At 42.6% G+C, this 23469-nt stretch carries 14 protein-coding genes and 1 pseudogene; 7 read left to right on the forward strand and 8 right to left on the reverse strand.

Features of this window, described 5'->3' with window-relative positions:
* Positions 1–93: 93 nt before the first annotated feature.
* The 3 genes from R2S08_RS25235 to R2S08_RS25245 form a co-directional block, all read right to left on the reverse strand.
* Complete coding sequence (locus R2S08_RS25235; protein WP_316837715.1) at positions 94–1416, reverse strand: DUF6089 family protein; 1323 nt, start codon at positions 1414–1416, stop codon at positions 94–96.
* Positions 1417–1493: 77 nt separating this feature from the next.
* Positions 1494–3146 carry a gamma-glutamyltransferase gene (gene ggt, locus R2S08_RS25240; protein ID WP_316837734.1) on the reverse strand — a complete coding sequence of 551 codons (1653 nt, stop codon included), beginning with the start codon at positions 3144–3146 and terminating at the stop codon, positions 1494–1496.
* Positions 3147–3186: 40 nt separating this feature from the next.
* Positions 3187–4956, reverse strand: coding sequence for a long-chain fatty acid--CoA ligase (locus R2S08_RS25245; protein WP_316837716.1), 1770 nt, complete (start codon positions 4954–4956; stop codon positions 3187–3189).
* A 746-nt stretch (positions 4957–5702) separates the two neighbouring features.
* Between R2S08_RS25245 and R2S08_RS25250 the strand changes: the two genes are divergently transcribed.
* Positions 5703–6185, forward strand: a complete 483-nt coding sequence (locus tag R2S08_RS25250; protein ID WP_316837717.1) for a hypothetical protein — start codon at positions 5703–5705, stop codon at positions 6183–6185.
* 108 nt (positions 6186–6293) lie between these two features.
* On the opposite strand, the gene R2S08_RS25255 is transcribed toward R2S08_RS25250, so the two are convergent.
* A complete protein-coding gene (locus R2S08_RS25255; RefSeq protein WP_316837718.1) occupies positions 6294–8078 on the reverse strand; it encodes a M61 family metallopeptidase in 1785 nt (594 codons plus the stop codon).
* Between the two features lie 217 nt (positions 8079–8295).
* Between R2S08_RS25255 and R2S08_RS25260 the strand changes: the two genes are divergently transcribed.
* Genes R2S08_RS25260 through R2S08_RS25275 form a run of 4 tightly spaced genes read left to right on the forward strand, consistent with a single transcriptional unit; the run spans position 8296 to position 14766 of the window.
* Complete coding sequence (locus tag R2S08_RS25260) at positions 8296–9384, forward strand: efflux RND transporter periplasmic adaptor subunit (RefSeq protein ID WP_316837719.1); 1089 nt, start codon at positions 8296–8298, stop codon at positions 9382–9384.
* A 10-nt stretch (positions 9385–9394) separates the two neighbouring features.
* The gene (locus R2S08_RS25265; RefSeq protein ID WP_316837720.1) at positions 9395–12547 is read left to right on the forward strand and encodes an efflux RND transporter permease subunit; all 3153 of its coding nucleotides are present in this window, start codon (positions 9395–9397) and stop codon (positions 12545–12547) included.
* A 35-nt stretch (positions 12548–12582) separates the two neighbouring features.
* Positions 12583–13893, forward strand: coding sequence for a TolC family protein (locus R2S08_RS25270; protein ID WP_316837721.1), 1311 nt, complete (start codon positions 12583–12585; stop codon positions 13891–13893).
* An 18-nt stretch (positions 13894–13911) separates the two neighbouring features.
* The gene (locus tag R2S08_RS25275) at positions 13912–14766 is read left to right on the forward strand and encodes an N-acetylglucosamine kinase (RefSeq protein ID WP_316837722.1); all 855 of its coding nucleotides are present in this window, start codon (positions 13912–13914) and stop codon (positions 14764–14766) included.
* Here the strand turns inward: R2S08_RS25275 and R2S08_RS25280 are convergent.
* From R2S08_RS25280 to R2S08_RS25295, 4 genes are all read right to left on the reverse strand, one after another.
* Entirely contained in the window at positions 14763–14954 is a 192-nt protein-coding gene (locus R2S08_RS25280; protein WP_316837723.1) for a PID-CTERM protein-sorting domain-containing protein, read from the reverse strand. The genes R2S08_RS25275 and R2S08_RS25280 overlap by 4 nt on opposite strands.
* The gene (locus R2S08_RS25285; RefSeq protein ID WP_316837724.1) at positions 14951–15727 is read right to left on the reverse strand and encodes a T9SS type A sorting domain-containing protein; all 777 of its coding nucleotides are present in this window, start codon (positions 15725–15727) and stop codon (positions 14951–14953) included. The genes R2S08_RS25280 and R2S08_RS25285 overlap by 4 nt, the downstream gene beginning before the upstream one ends.
* Before the next feature lie 5 nt (positions 15728–15732).
* Positions 15733–18090 carry a LamG-like jellyroll fold domain-containing protein gene (locus R2S08_RS25290; RefSeq protein WP_316837725.1) on the reverse strand — a complete coding sequence of 786 codons (2358 nt, stop codon included), beginning with the start codon at positions 18088–18090 and terminating at the stop codon, positions 15733–15735.
* A 103-nt stretch (positions 18091–18193) separates the two neighbouring features.
* Positions 18194–20755 (reverse strand): ATP-binding protein, encoded by a 2562-nt coding sequence (locus R2S08_RS25295; RefSeq protein ID WP_316837726.1) that lies wholly within the window; start codon positions 20753–20755, stop codon positions 18194–18196.
* Positions 20756–20799: 44 nt separating this feature from the next.
* On the opposite strand from R2S08_RS25295, the gene R2S08_RS25300 reads away from it, so the two are divergent.
* Both R2S08_RS25300 and R2S08_RS25305 read left to right on the forward strand, forming a co-directional pair.
* Positions 20800–20937, forward strand: coding sequence for a hypothetical protein (locus R2S08_RS25300; protein WP_316837727.1), 138 nt, complete (start codon positions 20800–20802; stop codon positions 20935–20937).
* A 99-nt stretch (positions 20938–21036) separates the two neighbouring features.
* Positions 21037–23469 (forward strand): annotated as a pseudogene (locus tag R2S08_RS25305) (hypothetical protein); the annotation flags it as partial.

The following is a 23469-nucleotide window of genomic DNA, read 5'->3' on the forward strand; positions in this document are numbered from 1 at the left end:
AAACTTTAAAGCAAGTATAATTTCATCAAAAAAAGCACAAAAAAAAGCCGCACCTTTTAAAGGTGCGGCTTTAAAAATCAACTGCTTACAGTCTTAGAACAAGGTAAATTCTACCCTTCTGTTTTTCTGACGTCCAGCTTTTGTTTTATTGGTTGCAATTGGTTGGTTTGGACCATAACCAGTTGCTTCGATCCTTGATGCATTAGCACCTTGAGAAACCAAATAAGCTTTGATAGACTCCGCTCTGTCTTTAGACAATCTCAGATTTAAAGCCATTGAACCGGTGTTATCTGTATGTCCGGCTAATTTCAGGCTAAAGTTTTTCTCTACCAATAAAGCCGCAACTCTATTTAAAGTAGGATAAGATTTAGGTCTGATGGTTGCTTTTCCAAGATCAAATTCAAGGTTTTTGATTGCTTCGTTCACCACTTTTCTATCTGCTTCAGTAACAATCACTTTTTCTTTGATCACCGGAGCAGGAACAACTAATGGACAACCTGAACCATCTACTACTGTACCAGAAGGCGTACCTGGGCATTTATCCAGTTTATCTGCTACACCGTCACCATCGCTGTCTTTCAACAGGTCATTCATTTCTGATCTTAAACGAGCGTTGTCTGCTTTTGCAGCATCCAGATCACCTTTTAAAGCATCAGCAGTTTGTTTAGCAGCTAAAGCCTCATCATAAGTTAAAGCAACCGGGTTGTGGAATGCCAATTGCTTGCCACCACCCAAAGAGAACTCTAAACCTGCATAAGCGTAGTTGTATTTATCATTACCTCTACCAGTTTTGTAACCATCAAAGTTATCTCCATCAACAAAATTCACTGTCCAGCCAAGGTCAAAGTTAACATTGTCAGACAATCTGAATTTTGCACCGGCACCTACCGGAATGATCAATTCTTTAATGTCTTTGTTCGAATAATCTGCAGTTCCGCTCGCTGTTGTGATTTTTGGTTTATAACCAGCCAAACCAGCACCACCGGAAACATACAATTGCAACACATCTTCTTTTTTAAACATATCGATATTGAACAAGTTCACTACCGCATTTAAACTTCCAGACCAGTTGAGTTTAGTTTCGTAAGCACTAGGGCCTCCTGTCGGTGTAAAACCGCTTTTGAAGGCTTTTGTGTTATCTCCTTTTACAGTACCTCTAACTCCGTCTAACCTCAAAGAGAAATAAGGGGTGAATTGCTTTTTGATATACAATCCATAACCTAAGCTGGCTTTTTCATTAGAAAAGTCATTTTCGCCGCCTAATGGAGAAAGACCGGTTAATAAACCTGCATTAACACCAATTGACCAGGTATTTAATTTAGCAGATGAGCTCGCTGGTGCCTGTGCATGCACTGCATTCCCAATGAGCAATGCGACAACCGCCGCGGGAAGAGTTTTAATTAGTGATATTTTCATAATTTGTTTTTCATTAACTATATAAAAATCGTACCAACTTCAAAAAACGAGACTTATTTGTGGAAATGTTTAAATCTTTACCACCCTATTGCCTTGTCGTCACCCCTCGGGTCTGCACCTCCCTGATAATAACCCCATTTAGTTTTTAGGACAGCGTCTACCCTTCCGATAGGTCCTCTTGGTTTTAGGAGATAACCTTTATCCTTTAATCTGGTTTCCGTTAAACTATCCAGCGCCCCTTCTTCCACCTGTACCTCATCTGGCAACCATTGGTGATGAAATCTTTTAGAAGTCACCGCTCCCTGCATGCCCTGGTCAAATTCAATGACATTGAGTATGGTTTGAAATACTGAAGTAATAATCGTGGATCCACCCGGCGTGCCCACCACCATAAACAGATCTTCGTTCTTTTCTATGATGGTTGGCGTCATGGAGCTCAGCATTCTTTTGTTAGGTGCTATAGCATTGGCCTCCCCACCTACAAGACCATACATATTTGGTGCGCCTGGTTTTACAGAAAAATCATCCATCTCGTTGTTCAGCAGGAAACCAGCACCTTTAACCACTACACAAGAACCGTAAGAACCATTTAAGGTCGTCGTTATAGACACTGCATTCCCTTCTTTATCCACAATCGAATAATGTGTGGTTTCCTCATGCTCTGGCGCAGCCACAACGCCAGCTTTTACCTCCGAACTTGGCGTGGCTTTATTCCAGTTGAAACTGCTCATCCTTTCTTTAATATAAGCATCCTTCATCAACTCCCGTCCTGGTACTTTGTAAAAATCAGGGTCTCCCAAATGGGTTGCGCGGTCAGCATAAGCTCTGCGTTCTGCCTCTACCACAACCTGAACGGTAGAATCGGCATTGAAACCCCACTTTTTCAGGGGATAAGGCTCTACAGATTTCAGCAGCTGCACCAAAGCAATTCCACCGCTTGACGGCGGAGGCATGGTAATGATCTTAAAACCTTTGTACTGACCTACAATCGGCTTACGCCAAATGGCCTTATAGTTTTTAAGATCACCAGAGGTAATGATCCCCCCGCTGCGTTTCATTTCGGCAACGATAGCATCGGCAACTTCTCCTTCGTAAAAACCACTTCTGCCTTTATCTCTGATAAGTTCCAAAGTATGGGCAAGCTCCTTTTGCACCAGTCTTTCACCTGGCGACCATTTCCCGTCCTTGATCAATACAGTTCCTTCCGGGTTCAGCTGGGCAAAACGGTCGTGCAGCTCATTTAGTTCTCTGGCTTGCCTTTCACTAATTTCAAAGCCCTTTTCTGCCAGATCAATCGCAGGCTGAACCAAATCAGCCCAAGCCAGTTTTCCATATTTCTCGTGGGCTTCAATCATTCCCGCTACAGAACCTGGCACACCGGCCGCAAGACTTCCATACAAGCTTTTATCTACTATAGGTGCACCTGCTGCATCCAGGTACATATCTCTTGATGCGCCCTCAGCAGCTTTTTCCCTATAGTCCAGGGTATTGGTCTCTCCCTTTGCAGAGCGGTAGACCATAAAGCCACCTCCACCAATATTACCCGCATTGGGATAAACCACGGCAAGCGCAAACTGAACCGCAACAGCAGCATCGATCGCATTCCCGCCTTTCTTCAAAATATAGATACCTACCTTCGACGCTTGATCTTTAGCGGAAACCACCATACCATTCCTGTATTCCAGACTGTTCTTTTGACCAAGCTGCCCGCTCACACATCCACCCAGCATTACCGGTATTAAAAACAAAGCCGTAACTACGGCAACCGGACTACGCTTTATAGTTCTCAGCATCTTTATATATCTTTTCAATAACGGCGTTATTCTTTTCCAGAATTACCTTTCTTTTCAAACTCAACTTTGGTGTCAGCTCTCCGCCATCAATGCTCCATGCTTTAGAAAGCAGGGCAAAACGCTTCACTTGCTCCCATTTTCCAAATTCCTTAGAACTGAACTGTACAATCTGCTCAAATTTTTCCAGTACCTGCGGATGTTTGATCATTTCCTCGTCTGTGGTATAGCTGATCCCCTTTTTACCGGCCCAGGTTTTCAAAGCAGGAAAATTCGGCACAATCAACGCCGATGGAAACTTCCGGTTTTCTCCAAGTACCATGACCTGCTCTACCAGCGGGGTTTCCTTAAATTTATTTTCCAGCATCTGTGGAGCCACATATTTGCCTCCTGCGGTTTTAAAGATTTCTTTCTTGCGGTCTGTAATTTTCAGGAAGCGTCCGCCCACAATTTCCCCGATATCACCGGTATGGAACCAGCCGTCTTTATCTATTGTTTCTGCAGTCAAATCATCGCGACGGTAATATCCTTTCATAATATCATGTCCCCGGGCCAGTACTTCTCCGTCTTCGGCAATTTTAATTTCCACGCCATTAATAGCCGGCCCAACAGTTCCAAACATGGTATTATCAAAATGGTTCACTGTGATCACGGGAGAAGTTTCGGTCAGACCATAGCCTTCAAATACCGGCATATCGGCTGCCCAAAATATCCTGGCCAGTCTTGGATTTAGTGCCGCACCTCCGGAAACAATAACAATGATATTCCCACCAAGAGCTTCCTGCCATTTTTTAAAAACCAGTTTCCTGGCAATATCAAGCTTAAAGTTGTAAAACCAGGTTCTTTCCGTCTCAAATTTCTCTGCCAGGGCAACGGACCAGAAAAAGATCCCTCTTTTGATCCCAGTCAGTTCTTTTCCTTTTTCCATGATCTTTTCATAGACTTTTTCCAGCAGTCTTGGAACAGTAGAAAAGGCATTTGGCTTTACATGCTGGATGTCCGCAACGATGGTATCCATGCTCTCGGCATAATAAACGGACACATTGGTGTAGAAATACAGGTAAACAATCATGCGTTCAAAAATGTGGGAAAGCGGCAAAAAGCTCAGGCCTTTGTGGATACCCTCAGGCAATAACACCGCTGAATTTTCAAAATTCTTTACCAGGTTATCATGGGTGAGCATAACTCCTTTAGGTGTTCCTGTGGTACCTGAAGTATAGATCAGGGTCAGAATATCTTCAGAAGTAACGGCAGCCCGGTATTCGTCCAGGTTAATATCCTGTTTTGCACCTTCTTCAGTTAAAGCCTCCCAGTGATGTGCACCTTCAACTTTGTCCAGGGTATAGATTTCTATTTTCTGTTCCAGGCTGTCTGCAACACTTTTTACTTTTTTATAAAGGGCCTCATCTGCAACAAACATCAGGCTTACTTCCGCATCCTTCAGGATAAATTGTATATCATGTTCGGCCAGTGTAGGGTATAACGGAATCTGATAAGCCCCAATCTGCATAATGGCAAAATCGGTGATGTTCCATTCCGGTCTGTTGTGCGACATCACACCAATCCTGGATTCTTTTCCAAAACCTTTCCGGATCAACCCCTTGCTAAGGTTATTTACCACATCAACAAATTGCGCTGTACTGTGCGTTTTCCATTTCCCTTCTAATTTACCGCTGACAAACACTTCTTTAGGAAATTTTTCTAAATTATACTGGAGGAGATCAAATACTCTTTTTATCGTTACAGGCATAGATTTTATCTGATTAGAGTTTTACAGAAACTGTGTTTCTCAAATCTAACAATTTAAAATTTTAAAAAAACGGTCTCCATGTAAGAAAGTTGGTATTTAAAATAATAGTTAAGCTTTCGCAAAACGTCAATATACTCTTCGGAGACTAACGCTTTTCGCGCCGCTGCGCGTCTTGCTTCAAAGCTGAGGTCTCCTCTGAGTAATATTGACGTTTTCATGGTGCTTAAGCTGGGAGGAGAGTCCGGGAAGGGGCGCAGAAAATTGATGGAATTCTCCAAGGTTATACATGGCTCAGACCGGATCCAGCTCTGGCTTAAACTCACTCCGGATTTAGTGCCTGATTAGAGCAGAGTAAGTCCGGGTTTTTCTGCAAAAACCCGGACTTACTCCGGACTCACACCGGACTAACGCTGCTCTGAGTTTAAGCCAGGACAGAACCAAAACTGTACCTGGACCGGAAAAATCAGAGACAACACCAACCCCCTTTCCTGAACCTCTGCGCCCTGCCCGGTTACCTCCCTCCTCTGCAATTTGCTACGGAAAATTCTCGTACGCTGCGGAAAGACCTCAGAGATCTGCGGGCTCTTCAGCCCGCCTGATATCGTTAGTCTTGAAGCAGCTGTACAGAATTTTCCGACATAATTCCCTTCTCATTCAACTCCTCTTTACGTCCTTTTTTTGATCTGTTTCCCTTGAGCGGCACAATATTTGCACAGTGGGTAAACCGATTACCCACACAAATTCATATGATGAAAAAAACACTTACTATTCTATTTTTAACCGTAATGGCTTCAGTTGCCATGATTTCGACCTCTAAAGCACAGGATTATCAAAATGCAATTGGTGGTCGGTTTGGAACCGCAAACGGCGTAACCTTCAAAACCAGCCTTGGTTCTAACAAAATGCTAGACCTTATTGCCAATTTCAGATCCCATGACGATTACAAATACTTCCGTTTAACCGGTTTATATGAGATCAACAACAAAATTCAGGATGTTCAAGGTTTAGGCTGGTATTATGGTATCGGTGGTACAATAGGTTCCGCCAAATACAAACCAACCAACTCAAGAGACCTTTACCTGTCGGTTGACGGCGTTATAGGCTTGGATTACAAATTTGTAGATGCACCTATCAACCTTTCACTAGACTGGAAACCTGCCATTGCCCTGGCGCCAGACACAGAATTTGACGGATCAGGCTTAGGTCTGTCTATCCGCTTCACCTTTTAAAAAAACGATCATCTACCTATAAAAAGGGGCGGTAACTTCTCAGTTACCGCCCTTTTTTCATGCCATCCCAATTCAACTAACCATCTCAACCACAAGCATCTGAAAATCCTAAATTCCCATCCAGCCTTTTCTCACCTGCAATTGTTCCGTACTCGCCTCAGCAGCTACCGGGACCAGCTTTAGATTAGGATTCGCCTTCAGCGTCACTTTAAAAACCCTTTGAATCCCATCCCTGCCCACATTAATCTGCACTACATCACCAACATTCTTACCCGTGATGGCCGGCATACGCTCAACAGATGATTCAACCGCGTTACCATCAATACTCAGGATCTCGTCATTCACATTCAACCCGTCTGTCCAGGCAGCAGAATTACGGGAAACTGCAGTAATGAAGATACGGCCTTCTTTCTTAACAGAAGTAACCCCCAGGTAAGGAATACTTTTGCCTTCATTTTCATTTTTCACTTTAATACCTACATAACCAAAATACTTATCGTATTCAACTGGTGTTGTTCCATTGACATATTTGGCCCAGAAATCTGTAAAGCTCTGTCCACTGATCTTCTCTACCATGGCCTTAAATTCAGCGTCGGTATAACCTCTTTTTAAGGTTTTGCATTGCAGGTACATCGCCTTCATGACATCATCCAGGCTTTTGGCTCCTTTTGTTGCCTTCGCGATCTCCAAATCCATAATCAGACCAATCACTTCGCCTTTACTATAGTAGGAAACTCCCGTATTATTCGAGTTTTCGTTCGGTCTGTAATACTTGATCCAGGCATCATAGCTGGAAGCAGCAGCAGACTGGACTTTTGCACCCGGAGTATTTTCAACAGCAGCGACCGCACTGGCCAGATTGGCTGTAAACTCCTCAGGAGTTACAAAACCTGAACGCAACATGAACTTATTTTCGTAATAAGCCGTAAATCCTTCCGCCACCCAAAGATTGGTCGTATAGTTTTCATTGTCATAATCAAAGGGGCCTAAGGCCACCGGACGAAGACGTTTCACATTCCATAAATGGTGATATTCATGAGCAACAAGACCTAAAAAGCCTTTATATCCTTCTTCTGATGCATACTGGTTACGCGAAGCCCCCAATACCGTAGAGTTCAGATGTTCCAGACCACCTCCGGCCTGCGCATAATTATGTACAATAAATGTATAATGCTTATTCGGGTTTTCTCCATATACAGCCGTTGCACTTTCTACAATTTTTGCCATATCTGTTTTTAGACGGGAAGCATCGTAATTTCCACCACCATACATCGCTACTTCGTGCTTTACCCCCGCTGCCATGAACTCAAAAACATCCTGGTTACCTACTTCAATCGGGCTGTCAAACAGGATATCAAAATCTGCTGCACGATAGGTAAATTGCTCCCCTGCAACAGGCTCCAGTCCGGTAGACACTTTGCTCCATTCCTTGAACGGAATGATCTTTACTGTACTCGGCTGTTTCAGCATCCCCTCAGGATACATGAAAATCCCTGTTGAAGACAGAAAAGCATGTGTATCATCAATAAAAGGTGTACGAACTGAGATTTCAAAACCATAAACCCGGTAATTGATTTTTAAAGCGCTGGCCTTGGAAGTATAGACCCTCCAGGTATTTTTTCTTACTTTCTCAAACTTTGCCTGTTTTCCACCGGCAGTTGCACTAAAACCTTCAACTTGCTTGGCAAATTCCCGCACCAGATAGGAACCCGGCGCCCATACCGGCATTTTCACATCTATATAATCCTTGTTTATCCCCGAGATGTTCATCTCTACCTCCGCATAATGTGCCTGCGGCTCTTTGAAGCTAACTTCAAAACCAATTTTAACCTGTGAACTTGCTGTCATTCCTAATGCTAGTAATATTACTAATCCTGCTAACGATTTCTTCATTTCCATCTGTTTCTTAAAAGCCCCTGTGTGTGCAATGACCTTCTTTTGAATGTAATTGTTTCCTTATAATAAGTTGTTTTGTAGGGAAGCAAATTTATAATTTATCTCTTCTTTTTGGATTTAAATCTCAAAAGAGGCTGTAACATACTTAATACAACAGATACACAGTGACATATTTGAATATTTTTGTATTTAAATCGCACACCACACAAATAATATGAAGGTTAAATATCTTATTTATGCAGGGATTGTTCTTGGCATAAGCTATCTGGTTTATTACCGCATCTCTGCCAACAAGAAACTTGCAGCAGAGGGTGCTTCAATGGGAAAAGGCTCGGATAAAGGCAAAAAAGGTGCCGGGCAACACCTCAATGTGAATGGATATGTTGTAAAAACCATTTCTTTCAACAACGATCTGGAGATCACAGGAGCTATAGATGCCAACGAATCTGTAGCACTTCAAAGTGAGGTTTCCGGATTGGTGACCGGTATCTATTTCAAAGAGGGCACCAATGTAACGAAAGGGACTTTACTGGTGAAGATCAACGACAGGGATATCCAGGCCCAGCTACAACAGGCACTTACCAAAGAAAAACTTTCTGCCACCGTGGAAGGCCGGGCAAAACAGTTACTGCAAAAAGGAGCCATCAGCCAGGAGGAATATGATACGGCACTTGCAGACTTGCTTTCGCTGAGGGCCCAAACTCAACTGATAAGGGCACAACTGGCCAAAACTTCTATTCTCGCCCCCTTCAGCGGCAAAATCGGCCTTAGATCTATTTCCGTTGGAGATTACCTTGCACCAACCCGGGTTATTGCCAATCTACTCAGCATTAACCCCGTTAAGATTAGTTTCTCCGTACCAGAAAAATATTCAGGACAAATCAAAGTGAACTCTGACATAAAGTTTAAAACAGAAGGTTCACCGAAAACCTATACCGCAAAAGTATTTGCCCTGGAACCAGGAATCAATACCCAAACCAGGACCCTGCAAATCAAAGCTCTGGCGCCCAATCCAAACAATGAGCTGCTTCCAGGCGCATTTGCGAAGGTCCAATTGTCTTTATCTACACTGGAAAATGCCATCTTGGTCCCTAATGAGGCCATTATTCCGGTACTCAAGGGAAAGACAGTTTATATTGTCAAAAACGGGAAGGCAAAACAGGTTCCTGTTGAAGCAGGTACACGGACCGCTGAATCTATTGTGATCACCTCTGGATTAAATGTTGGCGATACGGTATTGACAACAGGTGCGATGGCCCTGAAACCAGATGCTCCGGTAAAAGTAACGCTTACTAAAAATTAAGGTTAGCAAAATGAGTATATCAACCACGAGTATAAAAAGGCCCGTTCTGGCGATTGTGATGAACCTGATGATCCTGCTTTTTGGGGTGATCGGCTACAATTTCCTTGGCGTCAGAGAGTACCCCAATATCGACCCTACCATTGTAAACGTAAGAACTTCTTATCCGGGTGCCAATGCAGACATTATTGAATCCCAGATCACCGAACCACTGGAAAAATCCATCAACGGTATAGATGGGATCAGAAATATTTCTTCTTCAAGTAACCAGGGAAGCAGTAACATTACGATTGAATTTAACCTGGATAAAAACATTGATGATGCCGCAAATGATGTGCGGGATAAAGTTTCACAGGCCGCCAGGAGTTTACCAAAGGATATTGACGGTAACCCGGTCGTTTCCAAAGCAGATGCGAATTCAGATGCAGTGATCACGATGACCATTCAGAGTGATAAACGAAATGTAATGCAATTGAGCGATTACGCGGAAAATGTTATTGCAGACCGTCTTCAAACCATTACAGGTGTAAGTACAGTACAGATCCAGGGGCAAAGAAAATATGCCATGCGCATCCGGATCAACCCGAATAAGCTGGCTTCCTACGGCTTAACCCCACAAGACATTGTATCGGCACTGGACAAGGAAAATGTGGAATTGCCTTCCGGAAAGATTACCGGTGCCAGTACTGAACTTGTCATCAAAACCCTTGGAAAACTAACCAATGAAGAGGAATTCAACAATCTGATCTTAAAGAACGACCTGGATCAAGTCGTAAAACTGAAAGATGTAGGTTATGCCGAACTGGGTTCTGAAAATGAAGAAACCATTTTAAGGGAGTCGGGCAAACCGATGGTTGCTGTAGGATTGGTTCCACAGCCAGGCGCGAATTACCTTGACATCTCTAAAGAATTTTACAAACGTTTTGAACAGCTCAAAAAAGATGTCCCACAGGACATTAAGCTGAACATTTCCCTCGACACCACCAAATTCATCAAGAGTTCGGTAACCGAAGTCGCGGAAACAATCATCCTTTCCCTTGTTCTGGTGATCCTGATCATTTACCTGTTCTTCAGGGATTGGGCCATCGCCTTCAGGCCCCTCATTGACATCCCGGTTTCCCTGGTGTTTACCTTTTTTGTGATGTACATTTTTGGTTTCTCCATTAATGTTTTGTCCTTGCTGGCTATCGTACTGGCCACAGGTTTGGTGGTAGATGATGGTATTGTGGTGACCGAAAACATCTTTAAAAAGGTGGAGGAAGGTTATTCTCCTTTCGAGGCGGCTATAAAAGGTTCCAATGAGATTTTCTTTGCGGTAATTTCCATTTCCATCACCCTCGCTGCTGTGTTTTTGCCGGTGATCTTTCTGCAGGGTTTTGTGGGACGCCTGTTCCGGGAATTTGGAATCGTGATCGGTGCCGCGGTATTGATTTCGGCCTTTGTTTCGCTGACTTTAACCCCTATGCTGAACGCCTACCTGATGAAAAAGACAGGGCACAAAAAATCAAGGTTCTACAATTTTACAGAACCTTATTTTGTAAAGCTTAATGATACTTATGCAGATAAACTGAATAAATTCCTGAACAAAAGATGGCTGGCCGCCCCAATCATTATCATTTGTATGGGCCTCATTGTCCTGTTCTGGAAAATCCTGCCTAAAGAAACTGCACCATACGATGACAGAAGCGCTATCAACCTGAATGTAACTACGCCAGAAGGTGCTTCCTTTGCCTATACGGACCAGTTCATGATGAAGATTTCACAAATGGTGGCGGACTCTGTTCCGGAAAAGAAAGTGAATATTACCATCACTTCACCAGGCTTTGGCGGAACAGCTTCAACCAATAGTGGTTTTGTCAGAATGGGCTTAACTGATCCTGATGAACGCAACAGAAGTCAGGCTGAAATTGCAACAAAACTGACCAAGATCACCAGAAAATATACGGAAGGCAAAGTGGTCGTAACCCAGCAACCGACCATTTCTGTGGGACGCCGGGGGGGCTTGCCCATCAACTATATCATCCAGGCCCAGAACTTCGACAAGCTTCGGGAAAAGGTGCCTTTGTTTATGGATGAGGTTTCCAAGGACCCTACTTTTACCACTTCAGATGTGAACCTGAAATTCAATAAACCAGAAATCGACCTGACCATCGACCGGGCTAAGGCGAAAAACCTGGGGGTATCTGTACAGGATATTGGACTTGCCTTGCAACTTGGCCTGAGCGGCCAGCGTTTTTCCTACTTTTTCATGAACGGGAAACAGTACCAGGTGATTGGTCAATTTGAGGTGGCGGACCGTAAGGACCCTCTGGACCTGAGCTCGGTATATGTCAGAAACGACAAGAATGAACTGATCCAGATTGACAACCTGGTAACAGCTAAAGAAGAAAGCAGTCCACCTCAGTTGTACCGGAACAACCGTTTTACTGCGGCTACTGTATCTGCCGGTCTGGCACCCGGAAAAAGTATAGGAGAAGGAATAGATGCTATGGACAGGATTTCGGCGAAAGTACTCGATGAGAGTTTTTCTACAGACCTGGGTGGTGAATCCCGCGATTTCAGGGAAAGTGCCTCCAATACCAGCTTTGCCTTTGGACTTGCTTTATTATTGGTTTACTTGATCCTGGCGGCCCAGTTTGAAAGTTTCAAAGACCCCATCATCATCATCCTGACGGTTCCAATGGCTGTTGCAGGGGCTTTTTTATCCCTCTGGTTATTTGGACAGAGCTGGAACATCTTTAGCCAGATCGGAACCATCATGCTGATTGGACTAGTGACTAAAAACGGTATCCTGATCGTGGAATTTGCCAACCAGCTGAAAGAACAAGGCAAAAGTGTTCATGATGCGATCAGAGAGGCTGCGGTTTCCAGGTTAAGGCCCATTTTAATGACCAGTTTAGCCATTGCCATTGGGGCTTTACCGATTGCGATGGCCCTTGGTGCCGCTGCAAAAAGCAGGATCGGTATGGGGGTGGTCATTGTAGGCGGAACGGTATTTTCCCTGGTCCTTACTCTTTTTGTGATTCCGGCAATTTATTCTTACTGGTCTAAAGAACATAAAGAAAATACAGATCTTCAAAACTCTTTAAAGGCTGCACTAGAAAATGAATCCAATGAAACCATCATGAGTTTACATTCACAAAACACAATGAAAACAGACTCATGATAGCTTCATCACCGATAAAAAACCTATATATATTGATGAAAAAATTTAATTTCGTCCTTTGCCTGTTGGTGCTCCTGTACTTTAAGCCCGCACAGGCACAGACTAAACTCAGTTTGCAGGAAGCCATTTCTATAGCCCTGCAAAACAATTACGACATCAAGCTGATCCACAATAACCTGCAGATTGCAAAAAACAATGTCAACCCGGGGAATGCAGGTTTCCTGCCAGGTTTACAAGGGAGTTTTGGCACCACTGGCAGTAAGCAAAATACCGTACAGACCAGTTCTACCGGCGTAGAAAAAGTGGCAGACGGGGTACGTAATACGAGTACCAATTATGGTGTTGCCCTGGACTGGACCATATTTGATGGCTTCAAAATGTTTGCTACTTATGATAAACTGAAAGAGTTGCAAAAGCAAGGTGAGGTCAATGCCAAAGCGACGATATTGACTACAATAGCCAATGTGATCAGTACCTATTATAATGTGGCACGCCAGCAACGCCTGGTCGCTGCTACAGACAGTACGCTGGACATTTCAAGGTTCCGTTTAAAGATCGCCAATAATAAGCTCCAGTTGGGAAAAGGGTCTAAACTTGACGTACTGGCTGCTACGGTAGACTACAATGCGGATACATCAGCCTATTTGCAACAGAAGAATCAATTACAGAACGTCATTGTTACGCTAAACCAGATCATGGCCAGAGACTTGAATACACCTGTTAGTGTACATGAAGATATCGACATCCATAAAACCTTTGTTTTCTCTGAACTGCAAGAACAAACACTCCAGCTTAACCCCGAACTTCAGAATGCAATGATCAGCAAGAAAATTGCAGAGCTCAGCTTGAAAGAAGTAAAGGGACAGCGGTATCCTGTAGTGGGTGTGAACAGTGGTTACGAATTTTCAAGAAGTGCCAACCCTACAGGTTTTAACCAAAAATTCAGAGGTCAGGGGATTACCTATGGGCTGACCGCCAGTATGAATATTTTCAATGGATTTTTACAGCGTCAGAATGAACGGAATGCTAAAGTTCAGGTAACTTCTTCGCAACTGAGCATCGAGAAAACCAAACAGGATGTTCAAGCCCAATTGCTCACCGCCTTTCAAAATCATCAGGCCAACCTTGATCTGCTGAAAGTAGAAACAAACAATGTCGAAATCGCCCGGCAAAACCTGGGCATCACCCTGGACAAATACAGACTGGGTAGTATTGCTCCTTTGGAGCTGAGGGAGGCACAAAGAAATTCTATTCAAGCCATTATTAGATTTTTAGATGCTCAGTATCAGGCTAAACTGACTGAAATATCATTAAAAGAAATCAGTGGTACTTTGAATCTTCAATAAGATGTTTAAATTTATCAAATGATTTTAGTTGCAGATAGTGGTTCGTCCAAAACAGACTGGATGGGATACAGTTCGGGAGAACCGGTTCGGTTCCATACCCAGGGAATCAACCCTTATTTTTTAAATGCCCAGGACATCTTCAAACTCTTTTCCAGGAAGAAAGACCTGGGGTTTAATCCGGAAGATGTTAAAGAAATCTATTTCTTTGGGGCGGGCTGTTCTTCCCCGGATAAACATGAAGTCATTTCAAATGGCTTATCTTTGTTTTTCACCAAGGCTTTCATTAGTGTAGAGCATGACCTGATGGGTTCTGCCTATGCCACTTGCGGAGAGAAAGAAGGTTTGACCTGCATTTTGGGAACAGGCTCCAATATTTCTTACTATGATGGTGTTACCGTACACAGCAGCAAGCATGGCCTGGGTTATGTACTTGGGGATGAAGGTGCCGGCACCCATCTGGGAAAGAAATTAGTGACCAGCTATCTCTATGGACATATGCCACAAGAGCTTGGTGTTTTGTTTGCAAAAGAGTATAACATTGACAAGGAAACGGTGATTACAAATGTCTACCAAAATCCATTTCCAAATACTTATCTGGCTTCTTTAAGCCGTTTCATGGTGAACCATACCGATCACCCTTTCATCACTCAGATCCTGAATGAGGTTTTTCAGGAATTTGTAGATACCAATATAAAAGACTACAGCAATTACAGATCCCTGGATTGCCATTTCGTTGGTTCTATTGCCTATTACTATCAGGATATCCTCCGTAAAGTTTGTGAAGACAGTGAAGTACGTGTAGGAAAGATATTACAGAAACCAATTGAAGGAATTTATAATTTCATTTTAAAAAAAGAGGGCCTTCTTGCTTAAGAGCCCTCTTTTTTTTGCTCATTCCTTTTCTTTAGCGACCTGACACCATAGGCTATACCTGCAGCCAGCAGCACCACGGTACCTCCGTCTATTGGTACATCAGGATCCCCTCCGGGAAGTCCAGGATCCTCAGCAAACGCAGGATAGACAACAGAGACTAAGCATACCATCAGTAGTAATCTTTTCATTCGTGTATAAGTTTTATGGTTTCGGAAACCGGGTGTTGAAAGGCATCCAGAACTTGTAAAAAATAAATGCCCTGACTTTGCTTGCCACAGTCCAGTATGAATTCGTTCCGGTCAGGCGCATAATTAAAATACCTGCTCCACACCAGGCCTCCTGACAGGTCTCTGATCAAAACATCAAAGTCTCTTTTTGGACTTTCTTTAAACCTGATCGTGAGTTTTTCTTTCCAGGGATTGGGGTAAACCGTTAAAACTTTATCTTGGTTTATGATAGGCATTTCCCGCTTTTCAGAGGGTTCAAAATGTAAAGTAAAACGACTTCTTTCCGGATTGGAATACACAGGTATATCCATACTGAAATGGTAGGCCGCGCCACTGGAAGGTACAGTCAGGAGATGCTTTTCTACCTTATCCTGGAGTAGCACATCCATCCCTTCTATGCGAAGCTGATAATGTTCTGACGGAAAACCTTTCACAAACAAGCCATAGTCCGTATCCCCCTTTAAAACCGGCTTTTCCTGTATACTGAAATGTTGCTGATTCAGGCCAAGTATAGCAACGGATATATAGCCTTCTCCTATCTTCAGTGCATCCCGGTCTGTAGCCCCCTCCTCTCCAACTTTCTTAAAAACCAAAATACATTGATCGGAAAAATCTCCGCAACTGAGGGTGATTTTTAACCGCCCTTCCCTGGTTTGGGCCAGACATAACGGACCAGTAAAACTCAGCCAAAGCCACACATAAAAGACACCTTTAAATATCATTTCAAAACTCATAGCTATTATCTATAATCTATTTTACAATCTTCATCAAAAACTATACTCCCACTTTTAAAGCCATGGAGAACTTTAATAAAAAAACCAGAACCAACGGGAATCACTTCATCCGGATCATCACTCACCTTATATGCACCATTCAAGGGATCATATAACCAGACATAGGGGCCTATATTTTCTTTATAAATGCTGCCCCACCTGATGGCGGCGGCATAGGGGTTTCCCAACAGGTTAAACCCATCCCCTTCCTGCCCGCTGTCTTCATTATAAACCGTTATGGCAAGCCTGCCTGTAAACAATCTGCCGGAGTAAGTCGCCACATAAGAAGATGCATTGGAAAAGGGTGGATTTTGGACCTGATGGCTGTAGGCATCGGGCGCAGTCCGGTCTCCCCGGGAAAACATAAAAAACCCTTTACCTAACGGAAGCAGGGTCTGCATATTTGGAATTGGCAGGTATTTCTGGGAAAGGGTTCCCGGCAAGTGCTGATCATGATTATAGAGGGTCGCTGCATTATTGGAGGAAGGATCGAAACCGTTTAATGCGCCACCCGGACCTGTGATAAAAACACGATTTTTCAAAGCGTAAAAACTGTACTGAAGGCCGGAGGTACAAACAGGCGAACTTAAAAGCCTCCAACCTCTTCCACTCGAAGGCGCCGGAAATCCACCTGCAATAAAACATTGTATTTGTACATCTCCCAAAATTTCAGCTTCCCTGGTCCTAAGCGCGGCTAATGCGGCTGTTCTTTCTGCAGATGACAAGAAGACCAACCAGCCGTTTGCATATAACCTTCCCCTGATCAGATCTACAAAATCAAGGATATAAAAACTTCCTTCCAGACTCACCTCGTCAGCCGGGAATAAGCGGTCTAATTCCAGTATGGCTGTACTCGTCTTACCTGTTCCTGAAACTATGATTTTTGAAGAACCACCGGAAAAAACGATTTTGTTGCCTCTGCTCACCAACGAGATCTCTCCGTTATTTTCGAGGCTCCCTTTCAATCTGAATACGATAGCTCCGGCGGCCCCGGAAAAGAGACCTGAATTTACCTGAAGTTCAGCGTAATGCTCCAGTTCCAGTCCGGCGTAGAAATATAGGGCCGAGCTTTTCTCCAGCAACAATTTATTCAAAACAACATTCCTGTGCAGTTCCACTGTCTTCCCTTCTTTGATCCTGACACTGCTGTGATCGGAAGGCGTTATTCCTTTATCCCAATTGGCCGGTTCGTCCCAAAAGGTGTTCTTTCCCCCAACAAAGGTAAATATCGAAGATGTAATTAACGGACTGAATTCAGTTGTCCCTATATTATAAAAACCTGCAGGATTATTCTGGTTCTCATACTCGGTTTTTATCCATTCTAAAGTCTGCACGGTTTTTCCGATTCGAACCTCGTCCAGCCTGCCTGACAGATGCAGGTTACTTTGTTTTGAAGCCCCCAGAAACACTTGTCCTCCTATGCCCAGCCTGATGTTTACAGAAGACTTAGAGGCCACAGTAGCCCCGTCTATATAGAGCCGGGCTTCTCCGTTGATTACCTTAGCTGCAATATAATGCCACATCCCAGAAGATAAAGCTGCAGAACTGGTCAGAGACCAGGATGGAAGGGAACCATAGAAGCCTTCGAGAACCAGATTTCCAGAGATACTTAATTTCAGCTGATAACCGCCTTTGCCTGTACTGTCATTGGTCATGATCATTTGCTCAGGTCCAATCTTGTCTGTCCATACCCAGGCGGATAAAAAAAACTCTGTCCCCGTATTTCCGGTAAGCCGTTTTTCTGTTAAATTCTCCTTCAGGAACAAGCCTTGTCCAATTTTCCCTTCATTACCTTCATTAAGATGTGTAATCGTTCTGTAATCAGCCCGCCAGAGCTCCTGTGCAGCAGAACCATCGGGATCATGGAGCAGAGCAGCCCCGTAATAGAAATAAACCGCTGAGGGAGATGTAATGCTTTCTTTCGAAACCAGAAAAGGAAGTTGTACCCAACAGGTTAGTTTTCCAGCCACCGGATCATAATGATCAAGCTGAATATTCAAGGGGATGGCCGGATCTGCAGCATCTGCAAATGCAATATCCAATCCATTCACATTGGATATTTTCGGATCAAAACTATCTCCATCAAATTTAAACTCCGGGCCTTCCAGGCTAATAAGCACAGGAAAATTCAGTAGTCCTGAATTCACTTCCCCACTGGGTAGCTTTACAGATTTTCCTTCTATTTTATTTTTATTGAAGGTAATTTTCTTTCTGCAGGAAAAACCTGCCATCCAGGTCTGGGCAGTACACTGAAATCCCCATGATAGAAATATCAATACACAAAACCAGGAGACTCTGGTTAATACAATCCGGTTAAACTTCATAAAGGGTATAATGAAAAAATACCCTTCAAGTGTAGATAATACTTATTAAAAGAAAAATTATTTACCAATAAAATCCATAAAAATAACCTAAAAGAAATTAAATCTAATATTCTCTCTTGGCAGATTCTAATCCCAGCGGAAATAATTCTTTCGAGATTTCTTTTTCATGAAGAAAGCAAAGCCGCTCATACCTGTACTCATTCAGTTTTGCCAGGTCATTTAATTTCGAATACATTTCAATAATTAAATTATAAACCTGAACACAATGAATGTTCAAGTCATTTCTTTTAAAAATAACAAGTGCTTCTTCCGCGTGGCTAATCGCTCTCACATAGTCTCCTCCCTGCTTACTCAATTCTGCATTCAGCATCAGAAACAGCAATTCCGAATATTTCGTAAATGCATGACTGTTTCTGTCTTTTGAGATCTTAAGAATGAAATGCCTGATCCGTTCTGCCTTTTTACACTGATCAGATTTAACACCATTTAAAGCTAGTAATAACAACAGATGGCTGGCAAATGGAGCTCTTTTATAGAACAAGCGTGGATGTAAACGTTGAATAGAATGTATGATCCGCACGGTTTTCTCTGGCGTTCCGTACAGTGTATTTACGGAAAGCATCAGAATATACTGCACACCTGCCCAGGTATCTGCCATCTCATTGACCAAGGGTCTGAGTTCATCTTCGGTAACAATAAAACTTTCAATCTTATCCAGTAGCGGGCTGGAATGCACCGGAATATTCTGACTCTTGTTATAGGCAATACGCAAGGCCTCCAGCGGATCAAAATAGGAAGAAGCACATAAGTCCTGGCGGCTTTCAAGCTGGATAATTCTTTGTTCGAGTTTTTCCTTATTCAAGCTTAAAATATCCAATGCAGAAAGGATAGATTGATACAACAGCCAATGTTCATCTTTGTCACAGATATCAATCAACACCATAATAGATTGCTTATAGCACGAGTCTACAAAATCAAAGTTGATGAGTTCTTTGATAATGGCATCATGAAGCTGGTGCTCTTTTAGGGTATCTTTTATTTCAGGGTGGAGATTAATGGCATATTTCAAGTTTTCAGCAATAAACAGAATTAAATAATTTCTCTCATAATTATTCAAATCCAACTTAAAAATATGACTCAGTGTTACAAAATCTGCAGTTTTTACCATATATCTGACTGTCCATTGCAACAAAATAAATCGGACATGGTTACTACTATAGGTTTTGTCTATATATTCCAAAAAACAAACATCAACATTTAAATTAAACTTCTCTAAAAGTTCAATAAAGAGAAAATATTCAAAAATATGAGGATATAAAAAGCGGACAAATTCTCTTGGATGAAGATTCTGGTAACGCCTTTCTTCCATCAGGATACCATCCGACAAGAGCTCCATATAGGCATTTTTAAATGCAGACAACTCGGCTATCAGTAAGTCTTTGGCTACAAAATTCTGAGACTTCCCATAATCTGTAAGCTGTATGATCTTTTTTAAGAAAAGAATCTTCTCTGTATAATAATTAGATTTATAGATCTTCTCCTTGATAAATCTGGAAACCAATTCATAAAATGCAATATTGGTATAATAATTTATAAAAGGATCTTCCTCTTTAAGTTGGTAGTAGAGATGAATATGAAATGGGAACTTTAATTGGGTTTTGAGTTTTGGATTAATATTTTCAAGATCAAAATGTCCGGTATTGGAAATAATCTGCTCAACTTCCCGCTCTGTAAGCGGAGGCACATTAGACACATCATTGACATCAAAATAATTTCCCTGAAACCAATTTGCCCTCAGGTAAGCAGAATGCCGCATTCTTTCATAAAAACGGATCCATGACGTGGAACGCATACTCAGCACCACTTTAACCAGGTTCGTACTGTCCAATGCACAGATAAAATTCAAAATACTATCGAACAACTGATTTTTAATGTCCTTTTTCAAAGCGAGATCCGCAAAACCATCTATAATCAGGACAAATTTGCCGCCCCGGGCCTGATGCTGTTCATGCAGATAACCAAACAGGTCCTTTTTTGCAGATATTCCAAGCTCGGCCCGAATTTGCGCCTCAAGATCATAATAATCTCCATCTTTCTTAAAAAAGCTATAGGCCTTCACAAAAAGGACATTGGAATCTTTATAGGGTGCATTTTCTTTATAAAAGTAATCTTCTACCAGATGGCTCAGCAAAGTCGTTTTTCCGTAACCCGGCTGGGAGATAAAGCACATGAAACTGAAGTTGCTGTTGTAAAATTCCTCGAAGTCATGTTCAGCAAACTTTCGGCTGATGGTCATTTCATAAGGCAGGCCTGACCTGTTCCGAATACCTTTCAAGGTAAAATCAGTCGTTTTACCAGCGTAATGTCTCAAACTTTCCCAGTCATCCTTATCCTTGTCCTGAGTGTTTTTCTCCCGGGGGATCAGCCTGATTAATTTCTCATTATCCACATATTCAAATAATGTTGTTAATGTAAACTGAGAAAAATTATGCTTCACCACAGCAAAACCAAAAAGTCTTTTTATGGTCGTTTCGCTAACGCTTTTATTCAGAGCTTTACTGATTTCTATTGATATTCTTTTGCAGTCTCCAGGGGTAACAGAGCGGATTCCAGCCTTTGACAATATCAGAGATTTTAATTCATTTAGTACAGATGTTTCATCCATAATAACGTAATAGGGGCGTTAATAATAAGATTTAACTAATATATATGAAAGAAATTAAATATTGGTTTTATAAAAAAAATGAAAAAAAATACAGAACAATAGCTAAAAAGCTAAATATCAGTTTATTACGTCAAAATTTAGACATTTTAACTTCAAAAATGAACAAAATGAATGGCGAATAGCCTAAGGAATCTTAAATGAACAATTCGAACGGGGGTTACGAAGTAATCTATATTTAAACTTGTACGAGTAAAATTAGAATTATTCCAATCCCTATCCCTATGAAATGGACTTCTACTCTACGTAAAAGCTTAAAAAATGCACTATTTATTTTTTTAAGTCTAGTAGTAATAACGCTGACAAATTCAAAATCGTATGCGCAGACCAGAAATTATGCAACCACTGCTCCGTCAAACGGATTGGTTGCGTATTACACGGTTTTAGGTAATCCAACTGTTGATACCAACCCTGGTTCAGCAGCCGGATCAGTTGTTGACCTTGGTAACACGAGCAACAACAATGCACCCAACTATGCCCTGACGTCAAAGTGCCTCAATGTACTTGGCCTTATAAAAGCAGAGGGTGAAGCATGGGTACAATTAAAGTACCCTTCAAATGCGACTGGTAAGACCACCTATATACGTTTTGATAATCTAACTTCACAAGGGCTGAACTTGGATCTTCTTGCTATAGTTGGGGACCTTACCGGACTACTGAAAAAGAATTTTGTTAAGCTTGATGTTTATTCAGGTGCTTCCGCAGGTAGTGACGGAACCCTGGTAGATGCTGCAAATGTAAGTACCGACATCGTAAAGGATGCTGCGGGCAACAATTACTTCGCAGTTACTTCAACGCAGCCGTATAATTCTGTACGTGTTAGGTTAAGATTTGAAGGAAACCTGCTTGGCCTTGCCGTAGGTTCCTCGATCAGCATGAACATCTACAAGGCTTTTACGGTGGACAGTCAAAATTGCGCACCATCTATTTTTACTAACATAGGAGAATCTACAGGATTAAATGTTTCTTTAACCAATCTGTTACTCAATCCTGAAAAAGCTATTGACGGAGATATGAATACTTCGTCAACCATACAAACCGGCTTGGTTGGTCTGGGTTCTACGGCTTCCCAAACTATTTACCTGAATGGTCTGTCTGGCGCAAATGATTATGCTAAGGTAGTTTTATCCATTCCAGCCAGCGTACTTAACGTTGATGTATTCAAAACCATAACGGTTCAAGGCTATAATGGCAACACCGCGGTGGGCTCAGAAGTATCGGTGAGCAGTCTGCTCTCCCTGGATTTACTCGGACTGCTTTCCAATAAACAAAAAGTACCCATCTTCTTTAAACCTGGCGCAGCCTTTGACCGGGTGAAGATCAAAATCAATACCGCACTTGCTGTGGGTGGCAACCTCCTTTCGGGAGGATTAAATGTTTATGAGGTTCAGCAGACTGTAGCCAAACCAGCTTTCGGAGGTCTGACAAATGGAACAGCCAGCGTTTGCGGAAACCAGGTTTCTCTTTCTGTAAGTAACCCGGACGCAAACTTCACCTACAACTGGTACAGATCAACAGGAAATATCCTCAATAAAGTTTCCCTGGCTTCTGCTTCAGGATCAACTTATGTAGATAACAATCTGGCACCAGGTACTTACACTTATTATTTATCCGCGCAAAAATCGGGTTGTGCTGGAGAATCTGACTTAGACAGTGCCAAGATTACGGTTACGGCTATACCTGCTTCTCCAACTGTTGCAACAGTTGCACCAGTTTGTATTGGTTCAACAGCTACCGCAACCATCAGCAATCCGGTAACGGGGGTAACTTACAGTTGGTACGCCGCTTCAACAGGCGGAACAGCACTTGCAACTGGAAATACATTTACAACTCCAGCTTTAGCTTCTACAACAACTTACTATGTTGAAGCTTCACAAGGCAGTTGCATTAGTCCGGCAAGAACGGCCATTATAGTAACTGTAAATCCTGCCACAAATTTACCTGTGGTTACGACCAATAGTACAACTATCAGCCCAGGACAAACTGCAACCTTACAGGCTACTGCCGATGCAGGCAATACCATTAACTGGTACACTGCTCCAACAGGTGGTGCAGCCATTGCAAACGGTACAAGTTTCACTACGCCTGCCCTCTCGGCAACCACAACTTATTATGTGGAAGCTCAAAGCGCGGCCGGTTGTGTAAGTGCAACAAGGGTACCGGTAACGGTAACCGTGACTTCAGGTCCGGTGAACCCGAACTGTAACGCGGCGACAAAACAGGAAAGTGGCATCGACGGCTTACTTTGCTTGTTATGCGGTGTTACGAATCCAGGAAATTCCATAGACGCAGATGCCAACAACTTTACCCACATCAACCTTGCTGTTGGTGTTGCTGCGACAGGCTACCAACGTCTGATCTTCGCTAATCCGGGTGCAAGTACAGACAGCATCCGTCTGGACCTGGCTACACCGGTTGGACTGGCAGACCTGAGTGTGCTGGGCGGAATTACCGTGAAAGTATACAACGGAACTACCCTGGTTAGTACTTATCCACTGAACTCTTCTCTGCTTAACCTGCAACTGCTTTCAGGAAACAGGTTCAAAGCTACCCTGCCTGCTGGTGGTGTGTATGATAGAGTAGAAATTCGCTTTGGTGCAGTTGTTGCTGCTTTAAGCAGCCTGGACATCTATGGTGCTCAAGTGATCTATCCAAAT

Source organism: Pedobacter nutrimenti, assembly GCF_032678445.1.
GTDB lineage: Bacteria > Bacteroidota > Bacteroidia > Sphingobacteriales > Sphingobacteriaceae > Pedobacter > Pedobacter nutrimenti_A.

What these genes read in the sequence shown, in the direction of transcription:
- R2S08_RS25285 (WP_316837724.1), bottom strand. Translation starts at nt 15,727, where the DNA reads ATGAGTTTTGAAATGATATTTAAAGGTGTCTTTTATGTGTGGCTTTGG.
- R2S08_RS25250 (WP_316837717.1), top strand. Translation starts at nt 5,703, where the DNA reads ATGATGAAAAAAACACTTACTATTCTATTTTTAACCGTAATGGCTTCA.
- R2S08_RS25295 (WP_316837726.1), bottom strand. Translation starts at nt 20,755, where the DNA reads ATGGATGAAACATCTGTACTAAATGAATTAAAATCTCTGATATTGTCA.
- R2S08_RS25260 (WP_316837719.1), top strand. Translation starts at nt 8,296, where the DNA reads ATGAAGGTTAAATATCTTATTTATGCAGGGATTGTTCTTGGCATAAGC.
- R2S08_RS25275 (WP_316837722.1), top strand. Translation starts at nt 13,912, where the DNA reads ATGATTTTAGTTGCAGATAGTGGTTCGTCCAAAACAGACTGGATGGGA.
- R2S08_RS25265 (WP_316837720.1), top strand. Translation starts at nt 9,395, where the DNA reads ATGAGTATATCAACCACGAGTATAAAAAGGCCCGTTCTGGCGATTGTG.
- ggt (WP_316837734.1), bottom strand. Translation starts at nt 3,146, where the DNA reads ATGCTGGGTGGATGTGTGAGCGGGCAGCTTGGTCAAAAGAACAGTCTG.
- R2S08_RS25290 (WP_316837725.1), bottom strand. Translation starts at nt 18,090, where the DNA reads ATGAAGTTTAACCGGATTGTATTAACCAGAGTCTCCTGGTTTTGTGTA.
- R2S08_RS25270 (WP_316837721.1), top strand. Translation starts at nt 12,583, where the DNA reads ATGAAAAAATTTAATTTCGTCCTTTGCCTGTTGGTGCTCCTGTACTTT.
- R2S08_RS25235 (WP_316837715.1), bottom strand. Translation starts at nt 1,416, where the DNA reads ATGAAAATATCACTAATTAAAACTCTTCCCGCGGCGGTTGTCGCATTG.
- R2S08_RS25255 (WP_316837718.1), bottom strand. Translation starts at nt 8,078, where the DNA reads ATGAAGAAATCGTTAGCAGGATTAGTAATATTACTAGCATTAGGAATG.
- R2S08_RS25280 (WP_316837723.1), bottom strand. Translation starts at nt 14,954, where the DNA reads ATGAAAAGATTACTACTGATGGTATGCTTAGTCTCTGTTGTCTATCCT.
- R2S08_RS25245 (WP_316837716.1), bottom strand. Translation starts at nt 4,956, where the DNA reads ATGCCTGTAACGATAAAAAGAGTATTTGATCTCCTCCAGTATAATTTA.
- R2S08_RS25300 (WP_316837727.1), top strand. Translation starts at nt 20,800, where the DNA reads ATGAAAGAAATTAAATATTGGTTTTATAAAAAAAATGAAAAAAAATAC.